This is a genomic window from Microvirga sp. Mcv34, assembly GCF_024519725.1.
GTDB lineage: Bacteria > Pseudomonadota > Alphaproteobacteria > Rhizobiales > Beijerinckiaceae > Microvirga.
The window spans coordinates 111,929-134,968 of the sequence record NZ_JALJRK010000003.1 but is presented as its reverse complement, the minus strand read 5'-3'; the positions used below and the strand labels follow the sequence as shown (position 1 = coordinate 134,968).

Annotated in this window: 31 protein-coding genes; 17 read left to right on the top strand and 14 right to left on the bottom strand. The window is 62.3% G+C overall.

The genetic code is table 11. The features are described 5' to 3' along the window. Positions 1-2 precede the first annotated feature (2 nt). The 9 genes from OC446_RS03020 (at position 3) to OC446_RS02980 (ending at position 8,003) form a co-directional block, all read left to right on the top strand. The gene (locus tag OC446_RS03020) at positions 3-755 is read left to right on the top strand and encodes a hypothetical protein (protein WP_262027563.1); all 753 of its coding nucleotides are present in this window, start codon (positions 3-5) and stop codon (positions 753-755) included. Positions 756-773: 18 nt separating this feature from the next. Continuing rightward, a complete protein-coding gene (locus OC446_RS03015; RefSeq protein WP_262027562.1) occupies positions 774-1,307 on the top strand; it encodes a phage major tail tube protein in 534 nt (177 codons plus the stop codon). Between the two features lie 12 nt (positions 1,308-1,319). Then, positions 1,320-1,778: a hypothetical protein gene (locus tag OC446_RS03010; RefSeq protein WP_262027561.1), complete on the top strand. Its 459-nt coding sequence runs from the start codon at positions 1,320-1,322 to the stop codon at positions 1,776-1,778. A gap of 88 nt (positions 1,779-1,866) precedes the next feature. Continuing rightward, the gene (locus tag OC446_RS03005; protein WP_262027560.1) at positions 1,867-3,900 is read left to right on the top strand and encodes a phage tail tape measure protein; all 2,034 of its coding nucleotides are present in this window, start codon (positions 1,867-1,869) and stop codon (positions 3,898-3,900) included. Between the two features lies 1 nt (position 3,901). Next, a complete protein-coding gene (locus OC446_RS03000; protein WP_262027559.1) occupies positions 3,902-4,327 on the top strand; it encodes a phage tail protein in 426 nt (141 codons plus the stop codon). Beyond that, the gene (locus tag OC446_RS02995) at positions 4,324-4,569 is read left to right on the top strand and encodes a tail protein X (RefSeq protein ID WP_262027558.1); all 246 of its coding nucleotides are present in this window, start codon (positions 4,324-4,326) and stop codon (positions 4,567-4,569) included. Before OC446_RS03000 ends, OC446_RS02995 begins: the two co-directional genes overlap by 4 nt. A 94-nt stretch (positions 4,570-4,663) precedes the next feature. Then, positions 4,664-5,821, top strand: a complete 1,158-nt coding sequence (locus OC446_RS02990) for a phage late control D family protein (RefSeq protein WP_262027557.1) — start codon at positions 4,664-4,666, stop codon at positions 5,819-5,821. A gap of 84 nt (positions 5,822-5,905) precedes the next feature. Beyond that, positions 5,906-6,823 (top strand): glycoside hydrolase family 108 protein, encoded by a 918-nt coding sequence (locus OC446_RS02985; RefSeq protein WP_262027556.1) that lies wholly within the window; start codon positions 5,906-5,908, stop codon positions 6,821-6,823. Positions 6,824-7,472: 649 nt separating this feature from the next. Further along, positions 7,473-8,003: a hypothetical protein gene (locus OC446_RS02980; RefSeq protein WP_262027555.1), complete on the top strand. Its 531-nt coding sequence runs from the start codon at positions 7,473-7,475 to the stop codon at positions 8,001-8,003. Positions 8,004-8,096: 93 nt separating this feature from the next. On the opposite strand, the gene OC446_RS02975 is transcribed toward OC446_RS02980, so the two are convergent. The 10 genes from OC446_RS02975 to OC446_RS02930 form a co-directional block, all read right to left on the bottom strand. After that, complete coding sequence (locus OC446_RS02975) at positions 8,097-8,354, bottom strand: hypothetical protein (RefSeq protein ID WP_262027554.1); 258 nt, start codon at positions 8,352-8,354, stop codon at positions 8,097-8,099. A 51-nt stretch (positions 8,355-8,405) separates the two neighbouring features. Then, positions 8,406-8,777, bottom strand: coding sequence for a hypothetical protein (locus tag OC446_RS02970; protein WP_262027553.1), 372 nt, complete (start codon positions 8,775-8,777; stop codon positions 8,406-8,408). 158 nt (positions 8,778-8,935) lie between these two features. Next, entirely contained in the window at positions 8,936-9,238 is a 303-nt protein-coding gene (locus OC446_RS02965) for a hypothetical protein (protein WP_262027552.1), read from the bottom strand. Beyond that, a complete protein-coding gene (locus tag OC446_RS02960; protein WP_262027551.1) occupies positions 9,235-9,474 on the bottom strand; it encodes a hypothetical protein in 240 nt (79 codons plus the stop codon). The genes OC446_RS02965 and OC446_RS02960 overlap by 4 nt, the downstream gene beginning before the upstream one ends. Positions 9,475-9,487: 13 nt before the next feature. Further along, positions 9,488-9,658: a hypothetical protein gene (locus OC446_RS02955; RefSeq protein WP_262027550.1), complete on the bottom strand. Its 171-nt coding sequence runs from the start codon at positions 9,656-9,658 to the stop codon at positions 9,488-9,490. Further along, positions 9,658-9,867: a hypothetical protein gene (locus OC446_RS02950; protein WP_262027549.1), complete on the bottom strand. Its 210-nt coding sequence runs from the start codon at positions 9,865-9,867 to the stop codon at positions 9,658-9,660. The genes OC446_RS02955 and OC446_RS02950 overlap by 1 nt, the downstream gene beginning before the upstream one ends. Further along, positions 9,857-10,195: a hypothetical protein gene (locus tag OC446_RS02945; RefSeq protein WP_262027548.1), complete on the bottom strand. Its 339-nt coding sequence runs from the start codon at positions 10,193-10,195 to the stop codon at positions 9,857-9,859. The genes OC446_RS02950 and OC446_RS02945 overlap by 11 nt, the downstream gene beginning before the upstream one ends. A gap of 1 nt (position 10,196) precedes the next feature. Then, positions 10,197-10,451: a hypothetical protein gene (locus OC446_RS02940; protein WP_262027547.1), complete on the bottom strand. Its 255-nt coding sequence runs from the start codon at positions 10,449-10,451 to the stop codon at positions 10,197-10,199. Between the two features lie 12 nt (positions 10,452-10,463). Continuing rightward, a complete protein-coding gene (locus OC446_RS02935; RefSeq protein WP_262027546.1) occupies positions 10,464-10,688 on the bottom strand; it encodes a hypothetical protein in 225 nt (74 codons plus the stop codon). 83 nt (positions 10,689-10,771) lie between these two features. Beyond that, positions 10,772-11,965: a phage portal protein gene (locus OC446_RS02930; protein ID WP_262027545.1), complete on the bottom strand. Its 1,194-nt coding sequence runs from the start codon at positions 11,963-11,965 to the stop codon at positions 10,772-10,774. A gap of 102 nt (positions 11,966-12,067) precedes the next feature. Between OC446_RS02930 and OC446_RS02925 the strand changes: the two genes are divergently transcribed. Further along, on the top strand, positions 12,068-12,433 hold the full coding sequence (locus tag OC446_RS02925) for a DoxX family membrane protein (RefSeq protein WP_262027544.1): 366 nt from the start codon (positions 12,068-12,070) through the stop codon (positions 12,431-12,433). A gap of 675 nt (positions 12,434-13,108) precedes the next feature. On the opposite strand, the gene OC446_RS02920 is transcribed toward OC446_RS02925, so the two are convergent. The 3 genes from OC446_RS02920 to OC446_RS02910 form a co-directional block, all read right to left on the bottom strand. Then, positions 13,109-14,266, bottom strand: coding sequence for a DNA-packaging protein (locus OC446_RS02920; protein WP_410054994.1), 1,158 nt, complete (start codon positions 14,264-14,266; stop codon positions 13,109-13,111). Positions 14,267-14,369: 103 nt separating this feature from the next. Continuing rightward, positions 14,370-14,918 carry a hypothetical protein gene (locus tag OC446_RS02915; RefSeq protein ID WP_262027543.1) on the bottom strand — a complete coding sequence of 183 codons (549 nt, stop codon included), beginning with the start codon at positions 14,916-14,918 and terminating at the stop codon, positions 14,370-14,372. Between the two features lie 506 nt (positions 14,919-15,424). Continuing rightward, positions 15,425-16,456: an endonuclease/exonuclease/phosphatase family protein gene (locus OC446_RS02910; RefSeq protein WP_262027542.1), complete on the bottom strand. Its 1,032-nt coding sequence runs from the start codon at positions 16,454-16,456 to the stop codon at positions 15,425-15,427. 159 nt (positions 16,457-16,615) lie between these two features. On the opposite strand from OC446_RS02910, the gene OC446_RS02905 reads away from it, so the two are divergent. From OC446_RS02905 to OC446_RS02875, 7 genes are all read left to right on the top strand, one after another. Further along, the gene (locus OC446_RS02905) at positions 16,616-16,810 is read left to right on the top strand and encodes a hypothetical protein (protein WP_262027541.1); all 195 of its coding nucleotides are present in this window, start codon (positions 16,616-16,618) and stop codon (positions 16,808-16,810) included. Positions 16,811-16,947: 137 nt separating this feature from the next. Next, complete coding sequence (locus OC446_RS02900) at positions 16,948-18,438, top strand: sensor histidine kinase (protein ID WP_262027540.1); 1,491 nt, start codon at positions 16,948-16,950, stop codon at positions 18,436-18,438. Between the two features lie 135 nt (positions 18,439-18,573). Then, positions 18,574-19,662, top strand: a complete 1,089-nt coding sequence (locus OC446_RS02895; RefSeq protein ID WP_262027539.1) for a TRAP transporter substrate-binding protein — start codon at positions 18,574-18,576, stop codon at positions 19,660-19,662. A 158-nt stretch (positions 19,663-19,820) separates the two neighbouring features. Then, complete coding sequence (locus tag OC446_RS02890) at positions 19,821-20,411, top strand: DUF2939 domain-containing protein (RefSeq protein ID WP_262027538.1); 591 nt, start codon at positions 19,821-19,823, stop codon at positions 20,409-20,411. A gap of 85 nt (positions 20,412-20,496) precedes the next feature. Further along, a complete protein-coding gene (locus OC446_RS02885) occupies positions 20,497-20,811 on the top strand; it encodes a YMGG-like glycine zipper-containing protein (RefSeq protein ID WP_262027537.1) in 315 nt (104 codons plus the stop codon). A 393-nt stretch (positions 20,812-21,204) separates the two neighbouring features. Beyond that, positions 21,205-22,287 carry an AI-2E family transporter gene (locus tag OC446_RS02880; protein WP_262027536.1) on the top strand — a complete coding sequence of 361 codons (1,083 nt, stop codon included), beginning with the start codon at positions 21,205-21,207 and terminating at the stop codon, positions 22,285-22,287. Positions 22,288-22,403: 116 nt separating this feature from the next. Continuing rightward, a complete protein-coding gene (locus tag OC446_RS02875) occupies positions 22,404-22,748 on the top strand; it encodes a hypothetical protein (protein ID WP_262027535.1) in 345 nt (114 codons plus the stop codon). Between the two features lie 54 nt (positions 22,749-22,802). On the opposite strand, the gene OC446_RS02870 is transcribed toward OC446_RS02875, so the two are convergent. After that, a complete protein-coding gene (locus tag OC446_RS02870) occupies positions 22,803-23,024 on the bottom strand; it encodes a hypothetical protein (protein ID WP_262027534.1) in 222 nt (73 codons plus the stop codon). Between the last annotated feature and the right edge of the window lie 16 nt (positions 23,025-23,040).

Below are 23,040 nucleotides of genomic sequence, written 5' to 3'. Positions count from 1 at the left end.
GCATGTCTAGCGCGTATGTCTATGCCGTCCTCGTCGACGGGATAGTCCGCTACATAGGCAAAGGGACAGGCCGGCGGGTCTTTGACCATGCTCGCAAGGCTCGGAGCCTCGCTAGACGTCGGGCGGCCGGAGAGACCGTCCGCTCGACGCTCTTCTATAACAAGCTCGCCGCGGCGTGGCGCGATGGCGCCGAGATCGAAGAGGTCATCCTTCGGGACAGACTCTCCGATCAGGAGGCTTTTAAGATCGAGGCGGAGGAGATCGCTTCTCGCTCGGGATTGTGGAATCAGCATCCCGGCGGCGAAGGGGCGAACTCCTCCTTCTCTAAGGCGCTCTGGCAGGATCCGGACTATCGTCGAAAAATGACGTCCGTCCTTAACGCTCCTGAAGTCCGGGGGCGGACGAATAAGGCGATCTCCGAAGCTATGCGCGAGCGAGCCAAGGAGCCGGCCGTCCGCGAGCGTCTAAGCAGGGTCCAACGCGCCTCATGGGCCGACGAAGGCAATAGGGCGAAGCGCGTCGCGCGGTTCTTCGAAATCAGGTTCGATCCGAACGGTCCGAAAGGGAGGATCCTATCCGCTCTCGAAGAAGGAGCCTTAACACTCGACGAACTCGACGCACGGCTCCCGGAAATTGGACGGGCGAACCTAATCAAGACGCTTCACAAGCTGAAGGGGCAAAGTCGGGTTACAAAGACAGGCGGCAAGTTCGACGGCCGCTTTCACCTATCGAACGTCGTCCGTCTTGCTGGATAGACGAAAGGAGTTCAGAGAATGTCTAATCTTTACGTGATGGAAGCGGCCAATCTTTTCTGTGGAGACCACGATCCGTCCAAGAGCTTGCATCTCCAGTTGCAAGACCTTCGCCTCCCGACGCTCGAAGAGATTTACGCCGATCACGCTCCAGGCGGCGGGATCGTCGACGTCGAGGTCGCGGTCGGCGTCTCCCGTCTCGAGGCCGGCTTCAAGCTCGCCGGATGGAACGAGGACACGATCTCCGGCTTCGGCATCGCGACGCAGCAACGAAACATTTTCACGGCCTATGGAGCGATCCGGAACAAGCGGACGGGCGCTCTCCTGGAAGGTCGCGCGGTGTTTCAGGCTCGTATCGGCCGGATCGAGCCGGACGCCTTCCGTCGTGGCGAACTCATGGGCCACGATCACAGCCTCCGCGAGATCTATCATTACGAGTTGCACATGGGCGGGAAGGAGTTGTTCCGTTGGGACTTCTTCGAAAATTCCCGCTATCAAAACGGCGTCAATCTCAACGCCGATATTAACTCGATCCTCCGGATCCCGCAGGCTTAAGGCGAAAATCTCATGAGCGACACGACAGGAAAGAAGACGAAGCCGCGCGGGAAGGTGACAAAGCTCCGCGCGGCTTTGACGTTCAACGGCGAGACGCGGAAGGCGATCGTCTTCCGGCCGTTCACGATCGGCGATCTCGTCCGATGGAAGGCCGGCGAGTTCTCGTCGATCTTCAACCTCATGGAAGAGGTTTCCGGATGGTCGCGCGATCAGATCGAAGCGATCGAATTCCCGGACGCGGCCGCGGTTATCGAGAACTTCATGATTCATCTTCCGGAGGAGATCCGGAACGACGTCCAGGACGGGATTATCCCGGTTTCCTCGACGCCGACTCCTCCGCAGCCGGGGCCGGACAACGGCTCATTAGAGACGGAGGCGTCGGAGCATGGCGGCGGATATGGAAGCGAGACTTCGCCTAACGGCGAGGGATCAGACGGGCGGAGCGTTCTCGAGCGTAGCGAAGCGCCTTAACGCGCTCGAACGACAGGCTCGACAGACACAAGCCTCGACGCGATCCGCGGCCGCCGGTGCATCCCGCGCGGCCGCTTCTTCTGGATCGATGCTCGTCGGCGCTAGCGGCCGCGCGATGGCTCAGATCGGCGGCGTTGTCGGCGCGGCCGCGCTCATGCGGAAGAGCTTCGTCGAGTTCGCGACCTTCGATCGCCGGATGACGCGGATCGGCATCACGGCCGACGCGAGCGCGGAAGAGATTAAGAAGATCTCCTCGGAGCTTCACGGCCTCGCGCAAGAGACGGCGACGCCGATCGACGGCGTCGTTTCGGGCCTCGAGGCTCTCGTCTCGGCCGGCCGCTCCCTCCCGGATGCGATGGCGTTCCTCCCTGCCGTCGTTCGCACGGCCGCGGCTTCCGGCTCGGAGGTCTCAGACATTGCGAAGACGGCCGAGGCCGTTGGGACGAACTTCAAGATCTCCGGTCAGGAGATGCAAACGGCCTTCGATATCATGGCGAAGGGCGGCAAAGAGGGGCAATTCGAGCTAAACGATATGGCTCGATATCTCCCGTCTCTGGCAGCGGCCGCCGGCGCCGTCGGCATCAAAGGGACACAGGGACTCGCGCAATTCGTCTCTATGCTTCAGGTCGTCCGGAAAGGGACCGGCACGGCGGAAGAGGCGGCCGCCTCTATGAACAATATCTTCACGAAGATGGAGAGCGAGGAGACGACGAAGAAGTTCTCGAAATTCGGGATCGATCTCCGCAAGGAGATGGCGAAGGCGCGGAAGGACGGAAAGAACCTGATCGAGACCTTCGAGGATCTGGCTTGGAAGGCGACGAAGGGCGATCTCTCGAAACTCCCGCAACTGATCGGCGATATGGAGTTCTCGCGCGGCGTCCGGGCGCTCCTGACCTATCGCGGCGAATGGCAGAAGATGGCGAAGGACGTCGGCAACGCGGCCGGCACGGTGGCGGAGGACGCGAAGCGCGTCACGGCGGACGCTCAATCCTCCGTCGATCGCCTCGGGAACTCCTGGACGCGATCGCTTCAGGGGATGGGGCGCTTCCTGGATTCGATCGGGACGTCGACGGCGCTCGACAACATCGGGCGCGGAGCGGAACGCGCGGCCGACGGCTTCGACAAGCTCGCCGACTCCGTAAACCGCGGGACCGTCGTCGAGGATTGGCTCTCCGGCATGGAACGCATGGAGAAGGTTATCCAGGAGACGGAGCGGCTCCGGAAGGAGAAGGAGGCCGCGGATAAGGCGGCGGCGGACTCGGCCGAGATGGGGCGGCTCCAGGAGCAACGGGCATCGGCCGAGGCGATCTCTCAAAGCACATTCGGAGACAATCGCCTTACGGCCGGGACAGACGCTCAGATCCGTTCGCGACAGGCCGTCGCGGCAGCGGAACGGGCGCGGAACGATCCGGACTTCGCTCTCGATCTCGAAGTCGAGCGGCGCCGGCGTCTCCTCTCGGCCGACGTTGAGAACGCGAGAGGAAATCTCGGCGGATCCTGGCTTCCTTGGGGCAAGTCTGGAGACGAGGCCGCGGCAGATCTATCGAGGGCCGAGGCGGCGCTCGCGGAGTTCGACCAACTGGCGGAAGCCGTCCGCGGGGCGCGAGCCGCTCTCCAGGGTCTCGGACAGCAAGCGGGAGAGATCTCCGGCCTCGGCATCAATCGAGCGGCGACGGCGTATCGTCCCGATCAGTTGGCGCCGGTCCTCAACGGTCTGAATAGCTTCCGGCTCTCCCGGAGCGGCATCCCTCCCGGCGCCGAGGATCGCTTCGCGACGCCGGTCGCACATCCGGAGCCTCCGGTCCGGCCGTCCGTCGATACCTCGCAACTCGACGCGACGAAGACGAAGGCCGTCGAGGCGGAGACGGCGATCGGCGCTCTCAATATGACGGTGGCGCCGAACGTCGAGGCCGGCGCGATCTCGTCGGCGATCGAACAGGCGCGGACTCTGAAGGCGATCCTCGACAGCATCGGGCCGGCGGCTCGATCGGCTGGCGACGCGGTCAAGGGGGCGAAGGATGCGGCCTCCGTTCCGGGGAAACAAAGCTCCGTCCGGACGGTCGACAAGGCGATTCAACAGGCGCGGCGGAATGGCTACGCCGACACATTCCAGGTGACGTAATATGGCACTTATCAATATCGGTCCCCTCGCCGTCCGGGTTCAACCGTTCAACGTCCATCGCTACGAGGAAGACGGGAATACAGCCTTCGCGCGGAAGGCGATCGTCGGCGCGGCGAATGACCTCGAGCATACCGGCGAGAATGAAAATATCTGGCGATTGGCCGGGAAGATCTTCCCTCAGAGGATCGGCGGTCTCTCGGAGCTTGAAGCCTTCGAGGCGCTCCGCGTCTCCGGCGTCCCGCAACTCGTCACAAGGGGCGACGGCGCCGTCCGGGGATGGTACGCGATTACAAGCATCAATAAGACGAGCGAGCGGCTCGCGGAGGACGGCGTCGGCCGGATTATCGAGTTCACGGCGACGCTCGAGCGGACGAAGGCGCCGAACGCGGAAGGCTATTTCGCCGCGATGATGGGAGTCCTCGCATGACAGACTTTAAGCCGATCCGGATCGAGGGCGAAGGGATCACGCTCTCTAAGCTCGTTTGGCGACTCTATCGCCGGCCGGCGCCGGAGATCATCGCTCAGACGCTCGACGCGAATCCCCATCTCTCCGCCGGCGAGCGGGATCCGTTCCTCGCCGTCGGGACGCTCGTTAATGTCGTCTGGGATCAGGAAGTCGCGAAGGGCCGATCGGTCCGGAAGGTCGTCCGCCTCTTCGGTGTCTCATAATGGGCGGTGCACAAACCGGCCTTTTCCTCCCGTTTTTTGCCTCTAAGCCTTTGATAAACAAAAGGGTTGAGGCGGTGCACAAGGGGGCATTTTAATGTCTCGTTCCTTCTGGCAAGTCTCGATCAACGGGCAGGATATGACCTCCGCGTTCGATCCCTATCTTATCTCGGTTCGGATCTCGGACGGTCCGGGAATCGAGTCTGATACTTGCGAGATCGAACTCGACGACGCCGACGCTCAGATCCTCCTACCCATGGAAGAGGACGAGATCGAGATCGTCCTCGGATGGGAGGGCGAGGGAGGCGTCGGCGTCTTTACCGGCAAGGTGACGAACGTTCGCTTCCGCGAGAGCAAGGCGGAGGGAATGATCCTCGCGATTACGGGATCCGCGGCCGATCAATCGGGGAAGGCGAAGGAGCCGGTCTCGAAGGATTGGCAGGAGGACGAAGAGGGACAGGGGAAGAAGTTCTCGGAGGTCGTCGAGGCCGCCGGGAAGAAGGCCGGCTTCTCCGTCAAGGTCTCGAAGGATCTCGAGGATATCAAGCGGCCTTATTGGGCGATGACGGGCGAGAGCTTCCTTCATTGGTCCAGGCGCACGGCTCGCGAGATCGGCGCGACGGTGAAGATCTCCGGGAAGAATGTCTCGTTTACGAAGCGCAACGCCGGCAAGAGCGCAGCGGCCGACGATGGCGGCATAAATCCGGACCTCCCGACGATCTATGTCCGGCGCGGCGACAACTATATCGATTGCGACGTCGAGCCGATCATCCGGCGGCCGGCCTTCTCCGAGTTCGAGGTCTCTTATTGGGATCCGGACGAGGCGGAATGGAAGACAGAGAGCGTCGAGGCCGGCGAGGCAGGGGGCGCGAAGTCCGGCGACGCGAAGCTCCGGCTCCGCAACACGCGAGCGACGAAGGCGGAGGCGAAGGCGGCCGCGGAATCCCAGAAGGCCGAGAGCGAGCGGAAGAAGGGATCCGGGAGCGTCTCGATTAACGGCAACGCCGAAGCGATGGCAGAGGGGGCTTGCATCCTGGACGGGATCCGTCCGGGCGTGGACGGCGAATATCGGATCGATACCGCGGAACAGCTTTATTCCAAGTCCGAGGGATGGATCACTCGACTCACGATCGCGCGGCCGGGAGAGAAGGTCGGCTCGGATAAGCGCGGCGATAGCGAGAAGAAGGGCGCCGAGGACGCCGGGACGTCGACTCCGGCGCCGGATCCGAACCTCGTCGACATCATCGCGGATTGATCCTCCGCCGGATTTCGGCGCCGAGGTTCCGAAATTCGGATTCCGGGTTATCGGTGGAGCGTCTCCTAAGAGAAGGCGCCCATCATGAGAGAAAATACAGATACGGCGATCGGCCTCGTCTTCGGACATGAAGGCGGGTACGTCAACGCGAAGACAGACGCCGGCGGTCCGACGAAGTACGGCATCACGGCGAAGACGCTCGGAGCCTCGCGGAAACTCGGACGGGCGGCGACGGCCGCGGAGGTCCAGAAGCTTACGCTCCGGGAGGCGGAAGAGATCCTCCGCGCTCAGTATCTCGCGCCGATCAAGTTCGACGATCTTCCCTCCGGCCTCGATTACGCGGTCTTTGACTTCGCGGTGAACTCCGGTCCGGCACAGGCCGCAAAGACCTTGCAACGCCTCGTCGGAGCCGGCGCGGATGGCATTATCGGGAATAAGACGATCGCCGCGATCCGGGAGCGTTGCCTCTCCGACGCCGGCCTCGAGAAACTGATCGTCGATTATATCGACGCTCGGATGGACTATCTCCGCGGTCTGAAGGGAAGCAAAGGCTTCAGCGCGAACGGCCGCGGGTGGACGATCCGCGTCACTGGCAAGGATCCCAAGGGGCAATGGAAGGCGCAGCCGGGAGTTATCGGTCACGCGCTCACGATGGCGAAGAAGCCGGCCGAGGAGCGAAAGCGTCTCCTCTCCCTCGCTCAAACGATCGTCGAGGTTCCGACGGAGGAGATCTTCATCCAGGCTCGCGCCTCGGCCGCTCCTTCGATGACGGGCCTCTCCTCGACGAAACAGGGCGTCGCGATCATTACGGCGCTTCTCGGCCTTCTGGTGACGATCATCTCCGCGCTCGCGACGGCGCTCGAACCGTTCGCGAATATCTCGCCGACGACGCAAAAGGTCTTCGTCTTCCTCACGGCCGCGGGGCCGATCGTCTCCGGCGCCGCGGTGGCGTGGAACGCTCTCCTCGAGAAGTGGCGAATCCTCTCAGGGGCGCCGATCTAATCGCAATCTAGGAAACCTAAGCGGAGGCGCGGCTTTAACGTAGCGTCGCCTCCGCGGTTTCCGGGTTATAGCGCAGAGATCCGGAGCGGGGGCGATCATGGATCCGACACAGGCAGCGAAGAGTCTTCTCGACTTCCATCCCGTTTGGGGTTCGATCACGGTCCTTTTGTCGATCGCCGTTGTCGTTCTCTTCCGGGCGCTTCTGTCGGCTCATGCGGAACGGGTGAAGGAGCTTCGAGAGGTTCTTCAGATCGTTTCATCGTTTAACGCGGCTTCCGCAGCGAACTTGAGCGGGTTAGAACAAACGAACGTTTCGAACGAGGGCTTACGGCGAGCGATGGAAGAACAAGCCAAGGCGACAGAACTCCTCGCGGCGAAGGTCGAGTTTGCTTTCCAGCTTCAAGACAAGTTCGGTAACGGGCGCTCCCATTCCTCGAGCCGGGAGACGAGGTCATGAGCCTCGGAATCGCAATGCCATTCTTCGGACGCTCGGACGACAAGGCGCTTCGCGATCAGATCAGCGCAGAGGTTGAAAACGCGAAGTCGATCCTCGGACGGATGAAAACAGCCGCTCTCGATCACGCCGAGAAGGCGGACGAGGTTTATCAGACGACGCTAGGCGTCATTGAGAGAATGGAGCGGCTTCAAGATGACAGGCTTCCGCGGCCTCATTCGTAATCGGATCATCTGGGCGGCGACGGCCGCCTTCGGCGTTTATTGGATCCTCGCGGCGATCATCCCTAATGACGAATGGCTCGCCTTTCTTCGATCGCTTCTTCTGATCGTCTCGCTCGCCGTCGCGATCGCCTATTCCCGTCCGGTCCTCTTCGCTCTGGCTCATCATCAATATGATCGCGTGATTCATCTTACGCTCGGGATCACGCTCGGATGGATCGCGACGCTCCTCTCGAGCCTTTGGGGGCTGATCTGGCGGATCTCCGGTCAACCGGCTTGGATGCTAAATAACGATATCGTCGGCGCCTTCTTCTGGCTCCAGTTCCTCGCGGCCGTTCTCCATCTCACCGCGCCGGGAGCGGTCGACGGGAAGGTTCCGACTCGATCCTGGCTCCTCGTCGGAGTGACGATCGCCGGCGGCCTCGGAATGGCGATCTATCTCGCCGGGAAGAGCGCGGATCTCCGGCTCGTTATCGACGCGATCGAGCCGTTCATCCCGCATTGACGGCAGAAGGAATCGGGAGTTAGCGTCCTCCTACCGGCTTGGTTTCCTCCCTCGGCGGTTCATTGCGGCTCCTCTTGGCGGACGGCTCGGATCTCAGGATCCGGGCCGTTTGCCGTTTAGGAACCGGACGCGGATATTTCCGTCCGTCGCTTCGAGGCTCGAGATCTCGGCTCCGGACCGCATGAGAATCCAGATCGCGAGGGCTTGGGCGCACTCGGCGGACAGGATCTCGGCCACATGGCCGCCTTGGATCTCGAAGAGGAAGGCGTCGCCTTGAAGGGGCATGGCGACGAGGTCGTCGCAGCGGAAGGAAGAATCGTCCGCGATCAATTTCGCCGGTTCCCGTCCCATCGCTTCCCCCTCCGTCGCCGAAGGGGAAAGCAACTCGGAATTAAGGCGAAGCTATGCCGACTCGTTCGCGCTCGTCGGGGCCGGGATCATCGAAAGAATGATCTGGCAATTCCGGATCGCCGCTTCCCGGCTGATTTCCCTCGTCCCTTTCCGGAATTCATCGATCATGTTTTCGACATGCCTCCGGAGAGGCTCGAGGAGTTTCACGGCGTCGATAGCCTCCGTGTCCTCCTCCGGCAGATAGCGCGGCGGCAGCGAAGCGGCTCCGGTTCCCGCGACGATCCCCTTCACGACGCCGGCGTAAATGGAATCGAGTTCCCGGATCGCGGCTTCGAGCCGAATTTCGTCGGCCTCGTCTTGAGCGTTGGTGGAGAGGAGAGCGATTTCGGCCACAAGGCGGCCGTAGCTAAAAGTTTGGGGCATTGTCGTGTCTGCCTTTTCGTTTTTGGACGGGGGAGTCCGCGCGATCCCGGCGCGGCTCGGTAAAACATAGTTAGCGAATCATTAACGGCGATGAACAAACGCAAGGGTTCGCTATCGACTTTCGTCGAGCGACAGGACATGAGTCAGGGTGACGCGGTCTAAGGGCGCGGTTTGTCCCTTGCCTCGATGGACCGCAAAAGCTCCCGATGGCGCTCCTCCTCGCGGCTCCGGCGCTTCGAATCCCGGACAAGGAATATCGAAACAATAAGTCCGACGATCCAAATCCCGATTCCGGCGATCGGCGCGACCTTCAGGAAGACGAAGGCGGCGACGACGCAGAGGAGGACGCCGATCACGACGGCGAGGAGGCTCAGGCCGATTATTCCGACGATGACAGGGAGCGCCGCGGCGATGACGGCGGCGAGGAAGGCGAGGAAGGATCCGAGGTCCGGCTCGTTCATCCGGCGTCCTCCTCGCTCTCAGGCGCCGCGGGAGGCGGGTCCAGGCGTTCGAGAACCTCGGCGGCCGATATCTTGAACTCGCACATTATACGGAGGACGAGGGCGGCCTCTGGGGATGGTCCGGCCGATCTCCATCGGCGTTCCGTCCGGTCCGTAACGCCGAAAAACCGGGAGGTCTCTCCTCCCGGCTTAAGGCCGACTTGCGCGAGCGCAGCTTCATATTCTTCGGGTGTCATTGCGCGTTCTCCATTATCTCGGCGCTCCTTTGGACAGCTTGTGAAGGGTGAAGAAGCCGGCGATCAGGACGCCGGCGAAGAGGACGATCGCGATCCGGCTTCCCGCGAAGGCCGGGATCCCTGTCAGGATCGCGGCGATCGTGAAGCCGAAGGCGACGAGGAAGTTCAGGAGGAGAGTAGGCATCACTTCGGATCCTTCATGATGGCTCGCCGCTTCCGATCGAGCTTGTCGGCGATCCTGGCGATCGTCTCCGCCTCGTCGCCAAAGTCGATCTCGTAATTTCCGAGCGATCGGACGCGCCGCGCGGCCTCGCGAAGCTCCCTCGATACGGACAGGAGAACATGAGCCTCTGTCGAATGAGCGGCGGCCGCTCTGGCGAGATCATCCGGCATCGGCGACCATCTCGAAGAAATAGCGGGGGCCGCCTCCGAGAAGGCTCTCCTCGATCCGGATCACGCGGACGAGGCGGGTCGCCTTATCCGGGAAGCCGATCGCGATCAGGGATCCGACGGTGATCGGGCCGACAAAGGGAGCATAAGACGGGATGACGAGGCTCCCCTTCTCTCGATCGATCCATCCGTCGTCGAAGTGAACGGCCGCGACGTCATGGCGGGAGCGGAGATCCTCCGTCCAGCGGCGGACGGCCTCGGCGTAAACCTCCCCTTCCCGGATCATGCGTTCCGCGAAGGCGACGCCGGCGGAGGCAGTAGCGCGGATCATCCTATCGGTCTCCCTTGCGACGGATCGTCTTCACGACTTCGGAGGAGGCTTCGCAGCGTCCGCCGGAGGAGTTGAGGATCTCGATCAGGTTAGCTTTTGTGAGAGGGACGATCTCGACGAGGGAGATCTCGACGGCGTCCGTTTGCTCGTCTCCATTCAGGACAGCGCGAGCGCCGCGCTCAGCTTCCCTCATGGAGCCGAAATATTCGGTCCCTTGGCTCTCGCCGAGATCATTCCAGATCCGATAGAGCTTCATCGTCCCGGCTCCTTACTGATCGATAGCAGCATCGTAAGCGACGAACTTCCGGCCGGTCCCGATTGTGAAGGACAGATGAAACGGAGCATCCGGAGCCGGCGGAGGGATCTCGATATCGACGGCGATCAGGCCGACAGTCTCGGCGAAGCGGATCGCCGCGTCTCGCTCGTTCTCGGCGTGGATGGTGACAGGCGAGGAGCCGAAGGAGTTCGGCCGGATCGTGAACGTCTTCTTCATGGGGTCGTGTCCCTCTGTTGATCGAGGGAGACTAGCGGACAAAATTTCCGGGCGTCAACAGAAAAAGCGGACGAAATGTCCGATTACGCCGCGAGGCGCCTTTCCCGGAACGTCCCGACGAAGATCCGGCCTTTTCCGGATTGCGAACCCGATGTGTTCTCGTCGTCGGACAGGAACGTCGCCGCGGAGACGCGGCGCCAGAGGCTTTCGCGTTCATCGGCGAGCGCCTCGATGGCGTCGAGGTCAGGTTCGAGGCGCAGGGTTTCGCCGAAGCCGGGGGCGAGCCAGTGCGCCAGCGATTCCGCCGTGCGCTTCACGAGCGGGATCACCGTCTGGCGATAGAAGGCGCGGTTGGCTTCGGCGTAATTCGCGTGGGTGCTGTCGCCGGGAAGGCCGAGCAGCAGGGGCGGCACGCCGAAGGCGAGCGCGATCTCGCGGGCGGCGGCCGCTTTCGCTTCGACGAAATCCATGTCCTTCGGCGAGAGCGAGAGCGGCCGCCAGTCGAGGCCGCCCTCGAGGAGCAGCGGGCGGCCCGCATTGCCGGCGCCCTGATAATTGGTTTCGAGCTCGCTCTTCAGCCGGTCGAACTGCGCGTCGGTGAGCGTCGCGCCGCCGACGACGAGCGCACCGGAGGGACGCGCCGCGTTGTCGAGAAGCGCCTTGTTCCACGCGCCCGCCGCATTGTGGATGTCGAGCGCGGTCGCGGCCGCTTCCATGGGCGAGAGGCCGTAATGGTCGTCCGCCGGATGGAACAGGGTCAGATGCAGGATCGGCTGCACGTTGTCGTCGTCGCGGATGGCGAAGCGCACGGTTTGCGTGCCGACCGCGTATTCGTAAGCGCCCGGCCAGCCGTCCGCGTCGGGCACCACGCGCATCCGGTCGGGCCGCAGGGCGTAGAGCTCGTGCGGCGCACCGTCGAGGCTTACCGCCTCCACATAGGCATTGCCGGACACCATGAGGTGGCCGTAGAGGCTCTCCAGAAAGCGCTGTCCGGTCTCGCGCGCATTCGGCCGCGAGAGCAGATCGAGAAGCGGATGCGCCGACAGCTCCCGGTCGTCGCTCTTGAGCACCAGCGGCAGCGACGCCGCCGCCTCGCTCACGAGCCGCACGGCGCGATGCACGATGGCGTTCTTCTGGAAGCCCTCGCGGGACAAAGCCGCATAGTCGCGCGGCGTCCACACGGCGCGCCCGGCGACATAGAGCGCGACGGCGCTTTGCGCGCGCGAAGCCTTGGCTTCGGGCGGCGAGCGAAATCGCCTGGACCATCCCTTCAACATGCAATCTCCTTGAATAACAACAATTTGCCGTCTCTATTGACGGCACGGGCCCCGGCGACTACGTTTCGATACTTTGTAACATAAACATCGCCGGAATAGGCCATGCAGCGCACATTCATTCTGAGCGGAAGGCTGCTCTTGGCCGCCTTTCTCCTGCTGCCCAGCATCAGCAAGTTCAACCAGAACAATGACGCCATGTGGACTCTGAAGGACATGGGCGTCCCCTATGCCTGGCTCGTCGCTCCCGGAGCCACTCTCGTGGAACTCGTCCTGGGATTTTGCATCGCCATCGGACTCCAATGGCGCTTCGCGATCCCCGCCATCGTGCTCTTCAGCCTCCTGAACGGAACGGTCTATCGAGACCTCCTGCTTCGCGACGAGGCGCTTCTCCAGAGCAAGGCGGCGATCTCATCCTGGCTCACCACGACGGCGGAAAGATTGCGGAATGTGAGCGCCATCAGACTCTGATCGTCGCGAAGAAGCCGTCTGACTCACGAGGCCGGTGATGACGTAGAGGATGCCGTCCGACACGCCGCTGACGCTCTCTGCCTTCGCGCGTTTCAGAATGGCGACAACTTCCGCATGGGTTGCCGAAGAAGCGGGCAATTTTTGCAGGGTTGTCATTGGACGGTCACAGACCATGAGGTAGTCTTCAGATGTTGCGGGGCATCCAGCGACATTCACGCGCCAGCCAGGTTGGTCCCCCCACTTGGCTGGCGCGACCATCAGTTTCTCGAGCTCTGTCGTCCCTTCTCCTATTCGGGACGACATGAGGCAGATGGCGGGGCGGAGCGGCACGGATGGGCTGCCATCCGCCCCGGCCTCCAGGCGAATGATCGCCCGCCCCTTACCCTCGAACGGTTCCGTGTGCGATGCTTGGGACATCGGGCTCTAAAGAGGTGTTCCCTTCCGGGAGAGCTGCTCCAAAGACTCACTCCATCAGGAGACGTTGAGGATTGCGTGAAACCCCATAGCTTATGCACCGTGGCTCCGTTTTTTGCCCCTACGGGAGTCACGGCGCCCCGGCTGGAGACTTGCGTGAACGTAGTGCTTCGGCTGGGGCGTTTTTCAAGCCTCGTCATGACACGCTGAACGCGATCTGAGGTCCCATGCCGGTGATCGCGCTTCTTCGAGGCGCGCCCGTCACAACACCCGCACCCGTGGCTCGCGCTTCTCCCGCAGCATCAGGTCGGTGAGCGCCCACACGAGGGCGTCCATACGGTCGGGAGATCGGCCTGAGGTGAGACCGCCAGGGCCGAAGTCACACAGCTCGTCTTCCAGTTCCGGCAGCGCCCCCACGTGACGAACGCGGGCCTGCGCGTAGAGCACAGAGACCGGCTCGGCGCGCAGGTACTTGCCGCGCGTCGCGCGCACGCCGATCACGGGCACGGAAGGATCGACCTCACGGATCACGCCGGTCGCCATCTCGCCGCCCTGGTTCGTCTCGACGACGAGCGCGTCGGCCTCCAAGCGCCGGTAGAGCGCCACGGCCTTCGCGGCCCATTCCGGCGGCTTCAGGTGCGCGGCGGTCGCATCCTCCATGACATATGCGATGCCGTCCTCGTCCACGCCCGCTGCAACGATCCCGCAGGCATCGGCGCGCTTCGACGAGGAGGCCGGCGGGTCGACGGCCACGACGATGCGCGCGAGCGGCGGCGCGGACGCGACGCGGTTCGCTTCGATCACGTCGCGGGTCCACAGGGCGTCCGGACGATCCTCGATGATGTCTCCGTCGAGTTCCTGCCGGCCAAGACGCGTGCCTGCATAGCGGCGCATGACCGTATCGAGAAAGACAGGCGCCAGGTTCTCTGCATTGTCGGACGTGCGCACCCGCGACACCGCCACTGTGGGATCGGCGAGGAAGCGCTTGATGAGCGGGATCGGCCGCGGTGTGGTCGTCACCATCTGGCGCGGATGCGCTCCAAGGCGAAGGCCGAATTGCAGCATGTCCCAGGTCTCCTCCACGTGCCTCCACTTGGCGAGCTCGTCGGCCCAGGCGGCGTCGAATTGCGGGCCGCGCAGGGAATCCGGATCCTCCGCCGAGAACACATGCGCGACCGCGCCGTTCGCCCATTCGAGCTTGCGCAGGGACGGCGACCAGGCGGGACGTTCATGGCGCCCATGGATGGAGAGAATGCCCGCAGGCCCCTCCACCATCACGTTGCGCGCATCGGAAAAAGTTTCGCCGATCAGCGCGATACGCCGCGACGATTGATGGGCGAAGTCGGGTTGCGCAAGCGCGATGCCGCGCACCCACTCGGCGCCGGTGCGGGTCTTGCCCGCCCCTCGCCCACCGAGGATGAGCCAGGTCGTCCAGGGATCGTGCTTGCGCGCAAGGCCGGGCAGCCGCTGCTCGGGCCGGCAGCGGATCGGCCAATGGCGCAGCACCTGTTCGAAATCGTGTTCAGACCAGGATGCCGTCGCGTCCGCGAGCCTCCTCTTCCGCGATAACCCGGTCAAGATGGTGAGCAAGTTCGTCGCGCAGCTCGTGGAGGCTGCGTCGTGGTTTATCGTGATGCTCGCTGTCATCGAGCGGTGAGCCTTCCTGTTCGAGCAGGGCCCGGGCAGACGCCAGCGTCTTGGCATAGGAGGCGAGCCGTCGGGCCGTCTTGTCGTGATCCTTGGCGCGTCCGGTGCGCTGTTCGTCCATAAGCGCGTCGATCTGAACCCGGGTCGCCTGGGCGAGAGCCCGCGCGGCATCGTTGACTGATGCCGCGGCGGCCTTGTGAAGGCCCGCGACGCCGCCCTCGTTCTTGCCGGCCTTGCTTAAGGCGTTTTCGTTGAGCGCAACCTGGCGAGACGGCCAGCCCCAGCGCTGGCGCATCCGCACGAAGCCGCTGGCGCTGAGGCCGAGAAATTTCTGGATGTCCGGGAGATTCTTGCCCGGCTCGCGGGCATAGATCTCCCAGGCCTGCTGCCTCTGTTCGTCGGTGACTTCGATTCTCTTGGGCATGGAATGAGCCAATAAAAAACCGCCCAGGCGGAGGCGCTGGGCGGTGGAGGGACACCGGAAACCGTGAAGCGGGGGCTGCATTCACACTTCGTCAGTGTTCACGTTTTGTACTCTAAGACCGTAACGCTGTCAAGGTTATTGTGTATCACTAACGGACATTGTTGCAGGGCAAGGGTTTGCGCCGCCATGCCCATCTCGTAAGATCGCTTTGTCCACAACCGTCAGACCGACTCGGCTTCACTGGAGCGAATCCGTTCTCATCCGAAAGACGTTTCTGGAAAGTTCTCCTAGTCGACGCAACATCGGATGTTGTTGCGTCCATGCGCGATCAAAATCAGAACATACGATAAATCAATCAAAAACATCCGACGCACTCTCACAGTCTCTACCATCGGGCATCAAAATACTGATCAGATGCCTGAAACGCTCGTTACTCGGCTTTATTTCAAGCTTCACCTCGGAACGGGATCGCAAGCGAAGCTATACATGAACGCTTGCCCCGCGACTCACGGAAAGCTCACATCGACCGTGATCATCTCGTGATCCGAAATGGCCCTGCCCTGCTCGTCCCGCGCTGGCACGATCTGCGGATTTGCCGCCGAGAGCCCGCGCACCACCAGCCAGTCGAGTTTTCCGAACGGCGGCTCGTGCTTGCTGGTCGGACCTGGGTTTTGGGTCGGCAGCGCGAGATTCGCGTGTCGCCATGTAAATCCGGCGTCGCGCAGGTCGGCGAACAAGGGCTCGTCGCGCTCCGGCGCCTCGAGCAGGCGGCGCCGCTCATCCTCTCCGCGCGGCAGAGCCTTGGTGTTGAAGTCCCCGCCGATAATGCAGGGCGCGTTCCGTGCGACGGAATCGAGGGCGCGCAGAAGCGCCTGGATCTGCGCTTGGCGATCCGCCGGATCGGTCTTGCTTTCGAGGTGGGTGGAGACGATCCAGAGCGGCGAAGGTGCCCCGGCGACTCGCGCGGCCAGCGCCATCCGCCCGCCGATTCGCCGCTGCGCGCCGTCGATGCCGAAAAACCAGAGGCCGTTCTCCTCGAGCGGAATCAGATGCGGGGCCTCGACGGCCAGCCCGCTCACGATGGCGTTGCCGTGGAGACCGCAGACATTCCGCTCGCCCGGATGGGCGCGCATCTCCTGTCGATCACCGAGATCGAGTTCCACGAACTCGACGCCGTAGAGATAGCCCTCTCCCGTTCCGGTGATGAGATCGCGGATGTTGTGCACGTTGCCGGACCGAGCCATGCCGAGATCGACTTCGCTGAACAATGCGATATCGGCACCCGCTCGGCTCATCATACGGCGAACCGACGGTCGATCCTTCATGCGTTCCGCATTGAGGGCCGCAATTCTCAACGAGCCGGGCCAAGGAAGCGGGTGCGCCGGCGGCTCCTGTTCCATGGCCCGAAAGGCCGGAATGCGCGCCAGGAAGGCGTCTTGGTCGCCCTCGCGCTTCAGCGCGGCCTTTCGCGCATCCCCCAGGATCGAGGCCTCGGGAGCATCGAGTTTTCGGACGATCCGACGAATGATCGGGCGCATGGAACGAACGACTCGAAAATAGTTTATCGAAGATCGGGATTTAGGGCATTTTTCCCTTGCCGTTACGGCAGGTCTCGGGAATCTTTCGCCCGGCCTTAGGAACTTATTGGGACCTAGGCCGTTATGTGTGCGCATCAAGCTTTGCAGGGGAGAAGGCCCATGATCTTTTGGGCTGCTGTTTCCGCGCTCGTCATGGGCGCTTTCGCTTATATGGGCGACCCCTCTTCGATTCTGGTGAGCGTGGCCGAGATCGGCGGCGTGATCGCTCTGTTCATGCTGATCTGCGCCGCGGAAGCCTTCAGCATTCCGAAGAACCCAAACTTCGACAAAGGCCAGGCCCAGCCGGAATCCTGATTCCGCGCGGACCGGGCAAATTTGAGGTCGCGATCGGAACCGGCGAAGCACCCGGTTGAACCGAATGGCCACCTGTTTATTGAAATGTAGAAACGTTGCGTTAATCTCGGTTTCGTGATTATGTTTCATGAATGAACATGCTCGGCACCGTATTGGCCTCACCCGTGGATCTGGAGCAGCTCACCGGCGACTTCGCCGCCTCTGTCTCCGAGCAATTCAAGGGCGCCCCAGACAGCGCCCTGCAAGAGGCCCTCGCCCATACCATCGAAACGAAGGTCCAAGCTCAGCTCTCGGTGGTCCTGGAAGGCATCGGAGACGCGTTCTACGCCCTCGATGACCAATGGCGCTTCAGCTATATCAACCGCGCGGCGGAAAGTTATTTCGGCGAGCCTCGCCATTCCATGCTGCACCAGGTGATCTGGGATGTGTTCCCCCAATCCGGCGGCACCGAGCTGAGGCGGCGCTACGAAGAGGTACTCGCGTCCGGACAGCCTCACGTGTTCGAGGCCGAAGCCGTGGGCCGCCCGGGGCACTACCTGGAATTTCGCGTCTTTCCCTTCAAGAGCGGCCTCGGCGTCAGCTTCCGCGACCGGACGGAGCGCCACTGCGCCGAGGAAGAAATGCGCGAGCGCCAGGCGCAGATCAGCGCTCTAGCCGACAATCTCCCGCTCGGCATGGTTTATCAGATGGATAACGGCGTCGGCTTTGAGGGCCGTCGCTTCATCTACGTCTCGGCCAGTTGCGAGCGGTTGAACGGCATCCCCGCGGACAAGGTCCCGGGCGATCAAAGTCTTCTCTTCAATCTCATCCTCCCGGAGTTCCGCGAGTCCGTCCATCGGGCGCAGCTGGAAGCGCATGCCCAACTCAAACCCCTCGACATCGAGTTCGCCATTCGCCACGCCAAGACCGGTGAGATCCGCTGGCAGCGCATCGTCGATGCGCCGCGCCGGCTGCCGAACGGCAAGATCGTCTGGGATGGAATTCAGATCGACATCACCGAGCAGAAGCGTTCCGAAGAGCATCAGCGTCTGCTGCTCAACGAGTTGAATCATCGGGTGAAGAACACGCTCGCAACGGTCCAATCCCTTGCGGCGCAAAGCTTCCGCGGCGCTGCGACCCAAAGTCTTCAGCCTCTGCCGTCCGCCTGCGCCACCTTCGAGGCGCGACTGTTCGCCCTCGCCCGCGCTCATGACGTGCTGACGCGGGAGAAGTGGGAGGGAGCCGAATTCTCGGACGTCCTAACGGAGGCATGCGCGCCTTACCGGACCGACGAGGCGGAGTGCAGCCGCGTCGAAACCGAAGGCCCGGCTCTTCGCATTTCGCCCCCGATGGCTCTCAGCTTCTCCATGATCCTGCACGAGCTTTTCACCAACGCCCTGAAGTACGGCGCCCTGAGCACCGCATCGGGCGTCGTCCGTATCTCCTGGTCAATCCTTGCCGGTCCGAGCGGTCCGCGCCTGTCGCTGCGCTGGGCGGAGCGTGGCGGTCCGCCGGTCACACCTCCGACCCGCAAGGGTTTTGGATCGCGGCTGATTCAGGATGGTCTGGCCCGGGAGCTGAACGGCACGGTCAGCTTGGACTACGAGCCCGACGGGGTCGTCTGCACAATCGACGTGCCGCTTTCTTGAGCACGAGCGAGGACGTTTTCACAAGGGGCATAGATCATTAGTCGATAGAGCCGTCAGGCTTCTTGCGAACGCAACCTAATTTAGTGTCAATAGGCGCAAGTGACGAAGGTCACGATCCAGAGAGGAAAAAAAGCAATGAAACGTCGTCAGTTTATGCAGGCCGCAGCGGTTGGAGCCGCCGCGACCGCCGTGGCCGCTCCGGCCATCGCCCAGTCCATGCCCGAGTTGAAGTGGCGTCTGCAATCGGGCTTCCCCAAGTCCCTGGACACCATCTACGGCGGCGCCGAAGTGATCGCGAAGTTCGTCTCCGAGGCGACGGACGGCAAGTTCCAGATCCAGCCCTTCGCTGCTGGTGAAATTGTCGGCCAGCCTCAGATCGCCGATGCGGTCGGCAACGGCACGATCGAGATGGGCCACACCTGCTCCTACTATTATTTCGGCAAGGATCCGACCTTCGCTCTCGGCACGGCGGCTCCGTTCGGCCTCAATGCCCGCCAGATGAACGCCTGGCTCTATCAGGGCGGCGGCAACGACCTGCTGAACGAGTTCTACGCCAAGCACAACATGTACGGCATGCCGGCCGGCAACACCGGCGTGCAGATGGGTGGCTGGTACCGTAAGGAGATCAAGACCGTCGAGGACCTGAAGGGCCTGAAGATCCGTATCGCCGGCATCGCCGGCCTGGTGATGCAGAAGCTCGGCGCCGTGCCGCAGCAGATCCCCGGTGGCGACATCTATCCGTCGCTCGAGCGCGGCACCATCGACGCCGCTGAGTGGGTTGGCCCCTACGACGACGAGAAGCTCGGCTTCTCGAAAGTCGCCCCGTACTACTATTATCCGGGCTTCTGGGAGGGCGGTCCCGCGATCCACCTCTTTATCAACCAGGCCAAGTGGAAAGAACTCCCCAAGTCGTATCAGGCAATCCTGACCACGGCCGCCGGCTATGCCAACAATGACATGCTGGCCAAGTACGACGCCCGGAACCCGGCCGCCCTGCGCCGCCTGCTCGGATCGGGCACGCAGCTGCGTCCGTTCTCGCAGGAGATCCTCGAAGCCGCCTACAAGGCCACCAACGAGGTCTTCGATGAGGTCTCGGCCAAGAACGCCGATTTCAAGAAGATCATCGACGCGGTCAAGGCGTTCCGGAACGAAGAATATCTCTGGTTCCAAGTGGCCGAATACGCCTACGACACCTTTATGATCCGCGCCCGCGCCCGCGGCTGATCTTCACCAAAGACAATCCTGAAAAGGGCGACCTTCCAGTCGCCCTTTTTTGTTGCCCGCGCGATCCCCACATGAAGTCGTTCACGTCGAGGCATCGTTCTTGACGGCTTCAACTCTACGGCAAGAATTCCCTTCCCTTCAGAGGCACTTCCTGGACGATGCGCTGGACTTTGCGGATCAGCTTTCTCATCCTTCTGGCCTGGGCCATCTTCATGGTCTCGCCTTTCGTTGCGCTCTACGACCTGGCCAAGGCCGTTGAAGCCAGGGACATGGACCGGATCACGGAGCGCGTGAACTTCAACGCACTTCGCGCCTCCCTGGCCCGACAGATCCTGGGCCAATTTCTCAAGACGCAGGATCTCGGCGGCTTGGACCCGCAGACGGCCGCACAGGCCGGAACTGCAACGCTCAACCCCGTTCTCGAGGAACTCATCACACCGCACGCCCTCCTCGATCTCCTCGACGACGGGCAGTTGCAGCGTTACGAGGCAGCGACGGGCGGCAGCGGAATATTCACCCCTCTGGGCCTCGATGCAGCGTCCATCGAGAAAGCTTGGCGGACATTCGTCCTGTCTGAGTCGCAAGGTTTTCGCTCGATTACCATCCCGGTCCCGGTGGATGAGCCGAAGAACCGGCAGTTCAAGATGACGCTTCGCCTGAGCAACACCACGTGGCGACTGACCGGGATCGATCTTCCAGAGACATTAAGAAAAGAATTGACCAAGCGTGCGGCCGCCGCCACAAAGTAATAATCCGCATCTTCTCTCTGTTTCCGGAACCTGAAGCATAACGCCGGCGTTCTTCATCGGAATATTACCGATGCAGGAATGAGTTATGCGTAGTATTGCTTTCATTGCCGCAACCGCTTCTCTTTTCGTTGTGCCCCACATCGCTTCGGCACAGGAGGGCACGGCTGCGGGCGTCGCGACAGGAGCCGTCACCGGCGCCATCGTCGGCGGACCTGTGGGCGCGGTCGTCGGGGCCGGGGTCGGCGGCATCGCGGGCGGCCTCGCCGAGCAGAACGCCAGGGCACAAACCAGCCCGCATGTCGTCGTTGTTCCGGATGCGGCGACGACTGGGTCCATCAGGCAGCGGACCTGCACGGTGGATACCCGCGGCAATCAGGCCTGCACGGAGGTCATCCGGTAAAGATCGAAGCCGTACAAGCACCGAAAAGCCCGCCTGATGGTTCAGGCGGGCTTTTCGTTACGCGGGACTCAAACGCAAATTCCGGCACATGCCTTCCAGGCGGCAAAGTATTGATGATGTTCATCAGTGGACGAACAACCACCCCACCGTGGCAAGCGGAAATACAGTGCCAAGAATAAAACAGATGACTTGTGAGGTCATTTCCATTCCCTCCATGTCACAATAACCTTGGATACCGAAATACGTTCCGCAAAAATGACCAATTCCTTAAAATCGATGCTGCTCAATTTGAGAATACGGTTTTTGTATTAACCTAGTTATACATCACCGTACGCGATGGGAACCGAGCTCGGCCGCCTTGATTGTCACAAGGTCAAAGGTGAGGCGTAAACGATGGATGATCAGAACCGTTCCGTGCGGGGATTTATGGGAGATGCGGAGTTCGTCCGAAAAACTCTCATCGTGCTCGGCATAGGCGTGTTAGCCCTCCTGCTGTGGAAGCTGTCGGACGTTCTCCTTCTCGCCTTCGGTTCCGTTCTCGTGGCGCTCCTGCTGCACGCGGCCTCGGATGCGCTCGTGCATTATCTCAAGGTTCCTGAACGCTGGAGCCTGACCGTCGCCGCCCTCGTCATCTTCGCAGTGTTCCTCGCCATCATCGCGTTGTTCGGAACGCAGGTAAGGTCTCAATTCTCGAACGTGGTTGAGCAACTTCCCCTAGCCATCGACAACTTCGCCAAGCAGCTCGGCCTCGGCGCCGTCAGCGATGACCTGTCCGAAATCATGAGCAACGCACCCGTCGGCGGCATGGCGGCGCGCCTTGCGGGGATCGGCGGCGCGATTCTCAATGGGCTTGCCGATTTCGCCCTGGTGGTGCTCGCAGGCCTCTACATCGCGGCCGCACCACGTCTCTACAAGCAAGGCTTCGTCAAACTCTTTCCCATGCGCCATCATGCCCGCGTGGAGAGTTCGCTGGAGGCGTCGGGGCAGGCGCTGAAGCTGTGGCTCACGGCCCAGCTGATTGCGATGTCCTGCGTGGCAATCCTCTCGACCATCGCCTTCTGGCTGATCGGCCTGCCCTCGGCCATCGCGCTCGGCCTCATTGCTGGCTTGGCCGATTTCATTCCCTTCCTCGGCCCGATCCTCGGGGCACTGCCCGCCGTCCTGATCGCCTTCGGCGTGAGCGGAGAGACGGCGCTCTGGACGGTGCTCGCGGTCATTGCTATCCAGCAGGTTGAAGGCAACATCATCTTTCCGCTCGTGGCGCGCAGCGTCATCAGCATCCCGCCGGCGCTGGCGTTGTTCGCCATCCTGATCGGCAGCGCCCTGTTCGGCGCCTTCGGCCTGATCTTCGGCTTCCCGCTCGCGGTGGTGGCCTATGTGCTCGTCAAGAAGCTCTACGTGCGTGAGACCCTCGGGGAGCACACGGAGGTCCCTGGCGAATCCGGCAGCGATCCAAAGAAAGAGGCGAGCCCATGACCTCCGGACTAGCCCAGGAGTCGAGCTCTCGTCCTGCGGCACGGATCTAAAGGCTTAGGTGGATTTACGTCAGGCTCGAACGGATCTGAAATGATGCGCCGCCCAGGGAGCCCGCCATGAAGGCATATACGCTCTGTACGATTACGCTGCTCGGATGCCTTCCAGGCATCCCCGCCATGGCGCAGCAGCTTCCCCGGTTCAATGTCGAGGCAACCTGCAAGGAGGCTCAGCCTCTCACCCCGCAGGATACGAACCCCTACGAGAGCTGTATGAGGGACGAGACGGCAGCCGAACGCCAGCTTCGAGACATCTGGAGCAGCACGGCCGAAGGCCTGCGCACGACCTGTGCGCGGGAGGCGCAGATCGGCGGGACGCCGAGCTATGTCGACATGCTCACCTGCCTGCAGGTCGCGCAGGGCACGACCCCGACGGTGACGCCACGCCGGAAACCCGCGCAATAGGCATTAGAAAGAAGCACCAGGCCCATGATTGGCGCGACCATTCCGCCCGGAACGTCAGGATTTCGGTTTCGGGATGGGATGCGAGTGACGCGGCTTAGGCTCTTCAACCAGGCGGAAATGCACGGGCGGCGACCTCCAATCGGCCGGCAGTTGGAGCGGAACGGTACAGGTGGTCAGCAGACTCCTTCCCTCACCGTTCCGGACCTCGAACACAAATCCCGGCCGCGCCATTTGTGCGCAGTTCTGCCATTGGTCGAAATCGACCCAATCGCTCATCGGCGTCACCTCATGA

Coding starts and splice junctions, on each gene's coding strand:
- OC446_RS03020 (WP_262027563.1), top strand. CDS start 3: ATGTCTAGCGCGTATGTCTATGCCGTCCTCGTCGACGGGATAGTCCGC.
- OC446_RS03015 (WP_262027562.1), top strand. CDS start 774: ATGTCTAATCTTTACGTGATGGAAGCGGCCAATCTTTTCTGTGGAGAC.
- OC446_RS03010 (WP_262027561.1), top strand. CDS start 1,320: ATGAGCGACACGACAGGAAAGAAGACGAAGCCGCGCGGGAAGGTGACA.
- OC446_RS03005 (WP_262027560.1), top strand. CDS start 1,867: ATGCTCGTCGGCGCTAGCGGCCGCGCGATGGCTCAGATCGGCGGCGTT.
- OC446_RS03000 (WP_262027559.1), top strand. CDS start 3,902: ATGGCACTTATCAATATCGGTCCCCTCGCCGTCCGGGTTCAACCGTTC.
- OC446_RS02995 (WP_262027558.1), top strand. CDS start 4,324: ATGACAGACTTTAAGCCGATCCGGATCGAGGGCGAAGGGATCACGCTC.
- OC446_RS02990 (WP_262027557.1), top strand. CDS start 4,664: ATGTCTCGTTCCTTCTGGCAAGTCTCGATCAACGGGCAGGATATGACC.
- OC446_RS02985 (WP_262027556.1), top strand. CDS start 5,906: ATGAGAGAAAATACAGATACGGCGATCGGCCTCGTCTTCGGACATGAA.
- OC446_RS02980 (WP_262027555.1), top strand. CDS start 7,473: ATGACAGGCTTCCGCGGCCTCATTCGTAATCGGATCATCTGGGCGGCG.
- OC446_RS02975 (WP_262027554.1), bottom strand. CDS start 8,354: ATGGGACGGGAACCGGCGAAATTGATCGCGGACGATTCTTCCTTCCGC.
- OC446_RS02970 (WP_262027553.1), bottom strand. CDS start 8,777: ATGCCCCAAACTTTTAGCTACGGCCGCCTTGTGGCCGAAATCGCTCTC.
- OC446_RS02965 (WP_262027552.1), bottom strand. CDS start 9,238: ATGAACGAGCCGGACCTCGGATCCTTCCTCGCCTTCCTCGCCGCCGTC.
- OC446_RS02960 (WP_262027551.1), bottom strand. CDS start 9,474: ATGACACCCGAAGAATATGAAGCTGCGCTCGCGCAAGTCGGCCTTAAG.
- OC446_RS02955 (WP_262027550.1), bottom strand. CDS start 9,658: ATGCCTACTCTCCTCCTGAACTTCCTCGTCGCCTTCGGCTTCACGATC.
- OC446_RS02950 (WP_262027549.1), bottom strand. CDS start 9,867: ATGCCGGATGATCTCGCCAGAGCGGCCGCCGCTCATTCGACAGAGGCT.
- OC446_RS02945 (WP_262027548.1), bottom strand. CDS start 10,195: ATGATCCGCGCTACTGCCTCCGCCGGCGTCGCCTTCGCGGAACGCATG.
- OC446_RS02940 (WP_262027547.1), bottom strand. CDS start 10,451: ATGAAGCTCTATCGGATCTGGAATGATCTCGGCGAGAGCCAAGGGACC.
- OC446_RS02935 (WP_262027546.1), bottom strand. CDS start 10,688: ATGAAGAAGACGTTCACGATCCGGCCGAACTCCTTCGGCTCCTCGCCT.
- OC446_RS02930 (WP_262027545.1), bottom strand. CDS start 11,965: ATGTTGAAGGGATGGTCCAGGCGATTTCGCTCGCCGCCCGAAGCCAAG.
- OC446_RS02925 (WP_262027544.1), top strand. CDS start 12,068: ATGCAGCGCACATTCATTCTGAGCGGAAGGCTGCTCTTGGCCGCCTTT.
- OC446_RS02915 (WP_262027543.1), bottom strand. CDS start 14,918: ATGCCCAAGAGAATCGAAGTCACCGACGAACAGAGGCAGCAGGCCTGG.
- OC446_RS02910 (WP_262027542.1), bottom strand. CDS start 16,456: ATGCGCCCGATCATTCGTCGGATCGTCCGAAAACTCGATGCTCCCGAG.
- OC446_RS02905 (WP_262027541.1), top strand. CDS start 16,616: ATGATCTTTTGGGCTGCTGTTTCCGCGCTCGTCATGGGCGCTTTCGCT.
- OC446_RS02900 (WP_262027540.1), top strand. CDS start 16,948: ATGCTCGGCACCGTATTGGCCTCACCCGTGGATCTGGAGCAGCTCACC.
- OC446_RS02895 (WP_262027539.1), top strand. CDS start 18,574: ATGAAACGTCGTCAGTTTATGCAGGCCGCAGCGGTTGGAGCCGCCGCG.
- OC446_RS02890 (WP_262027538.1), top strand. CDS start 19,821: ATGCGCTGGACTTTGCGGATCAGCTTTCTCATCCTTCTGGCCTGGGCC.
- OC446_RS02885 (WP_262027537.1), top strand. CDS start 20,497: ATGCGTAGTATTGCTTTCATTGCCGCAACCGCTTCTCTTTTCGTTGTG.
- OC446_RS02880 (WP_262027536.1), top strand. CDS start 21,205: ATGGATGATCAGAACCGTTCCGTGCGGGGATTTATGGGAGATGCGGAG.
- OC446_RS02875 (WP_262027535.1), top strand. CDS start 22,404: ATGAAGGCATATACGCTCTGTACGATTACGCTGCTCGGATGCCTTCCA.
- OC446_RS02870 (WP_262027534.1), bottom strand. CDS start 23,024: ATGAGCGATTGGGTCGATTTCGACCAATGGCAGAACTGCGCACAAATG.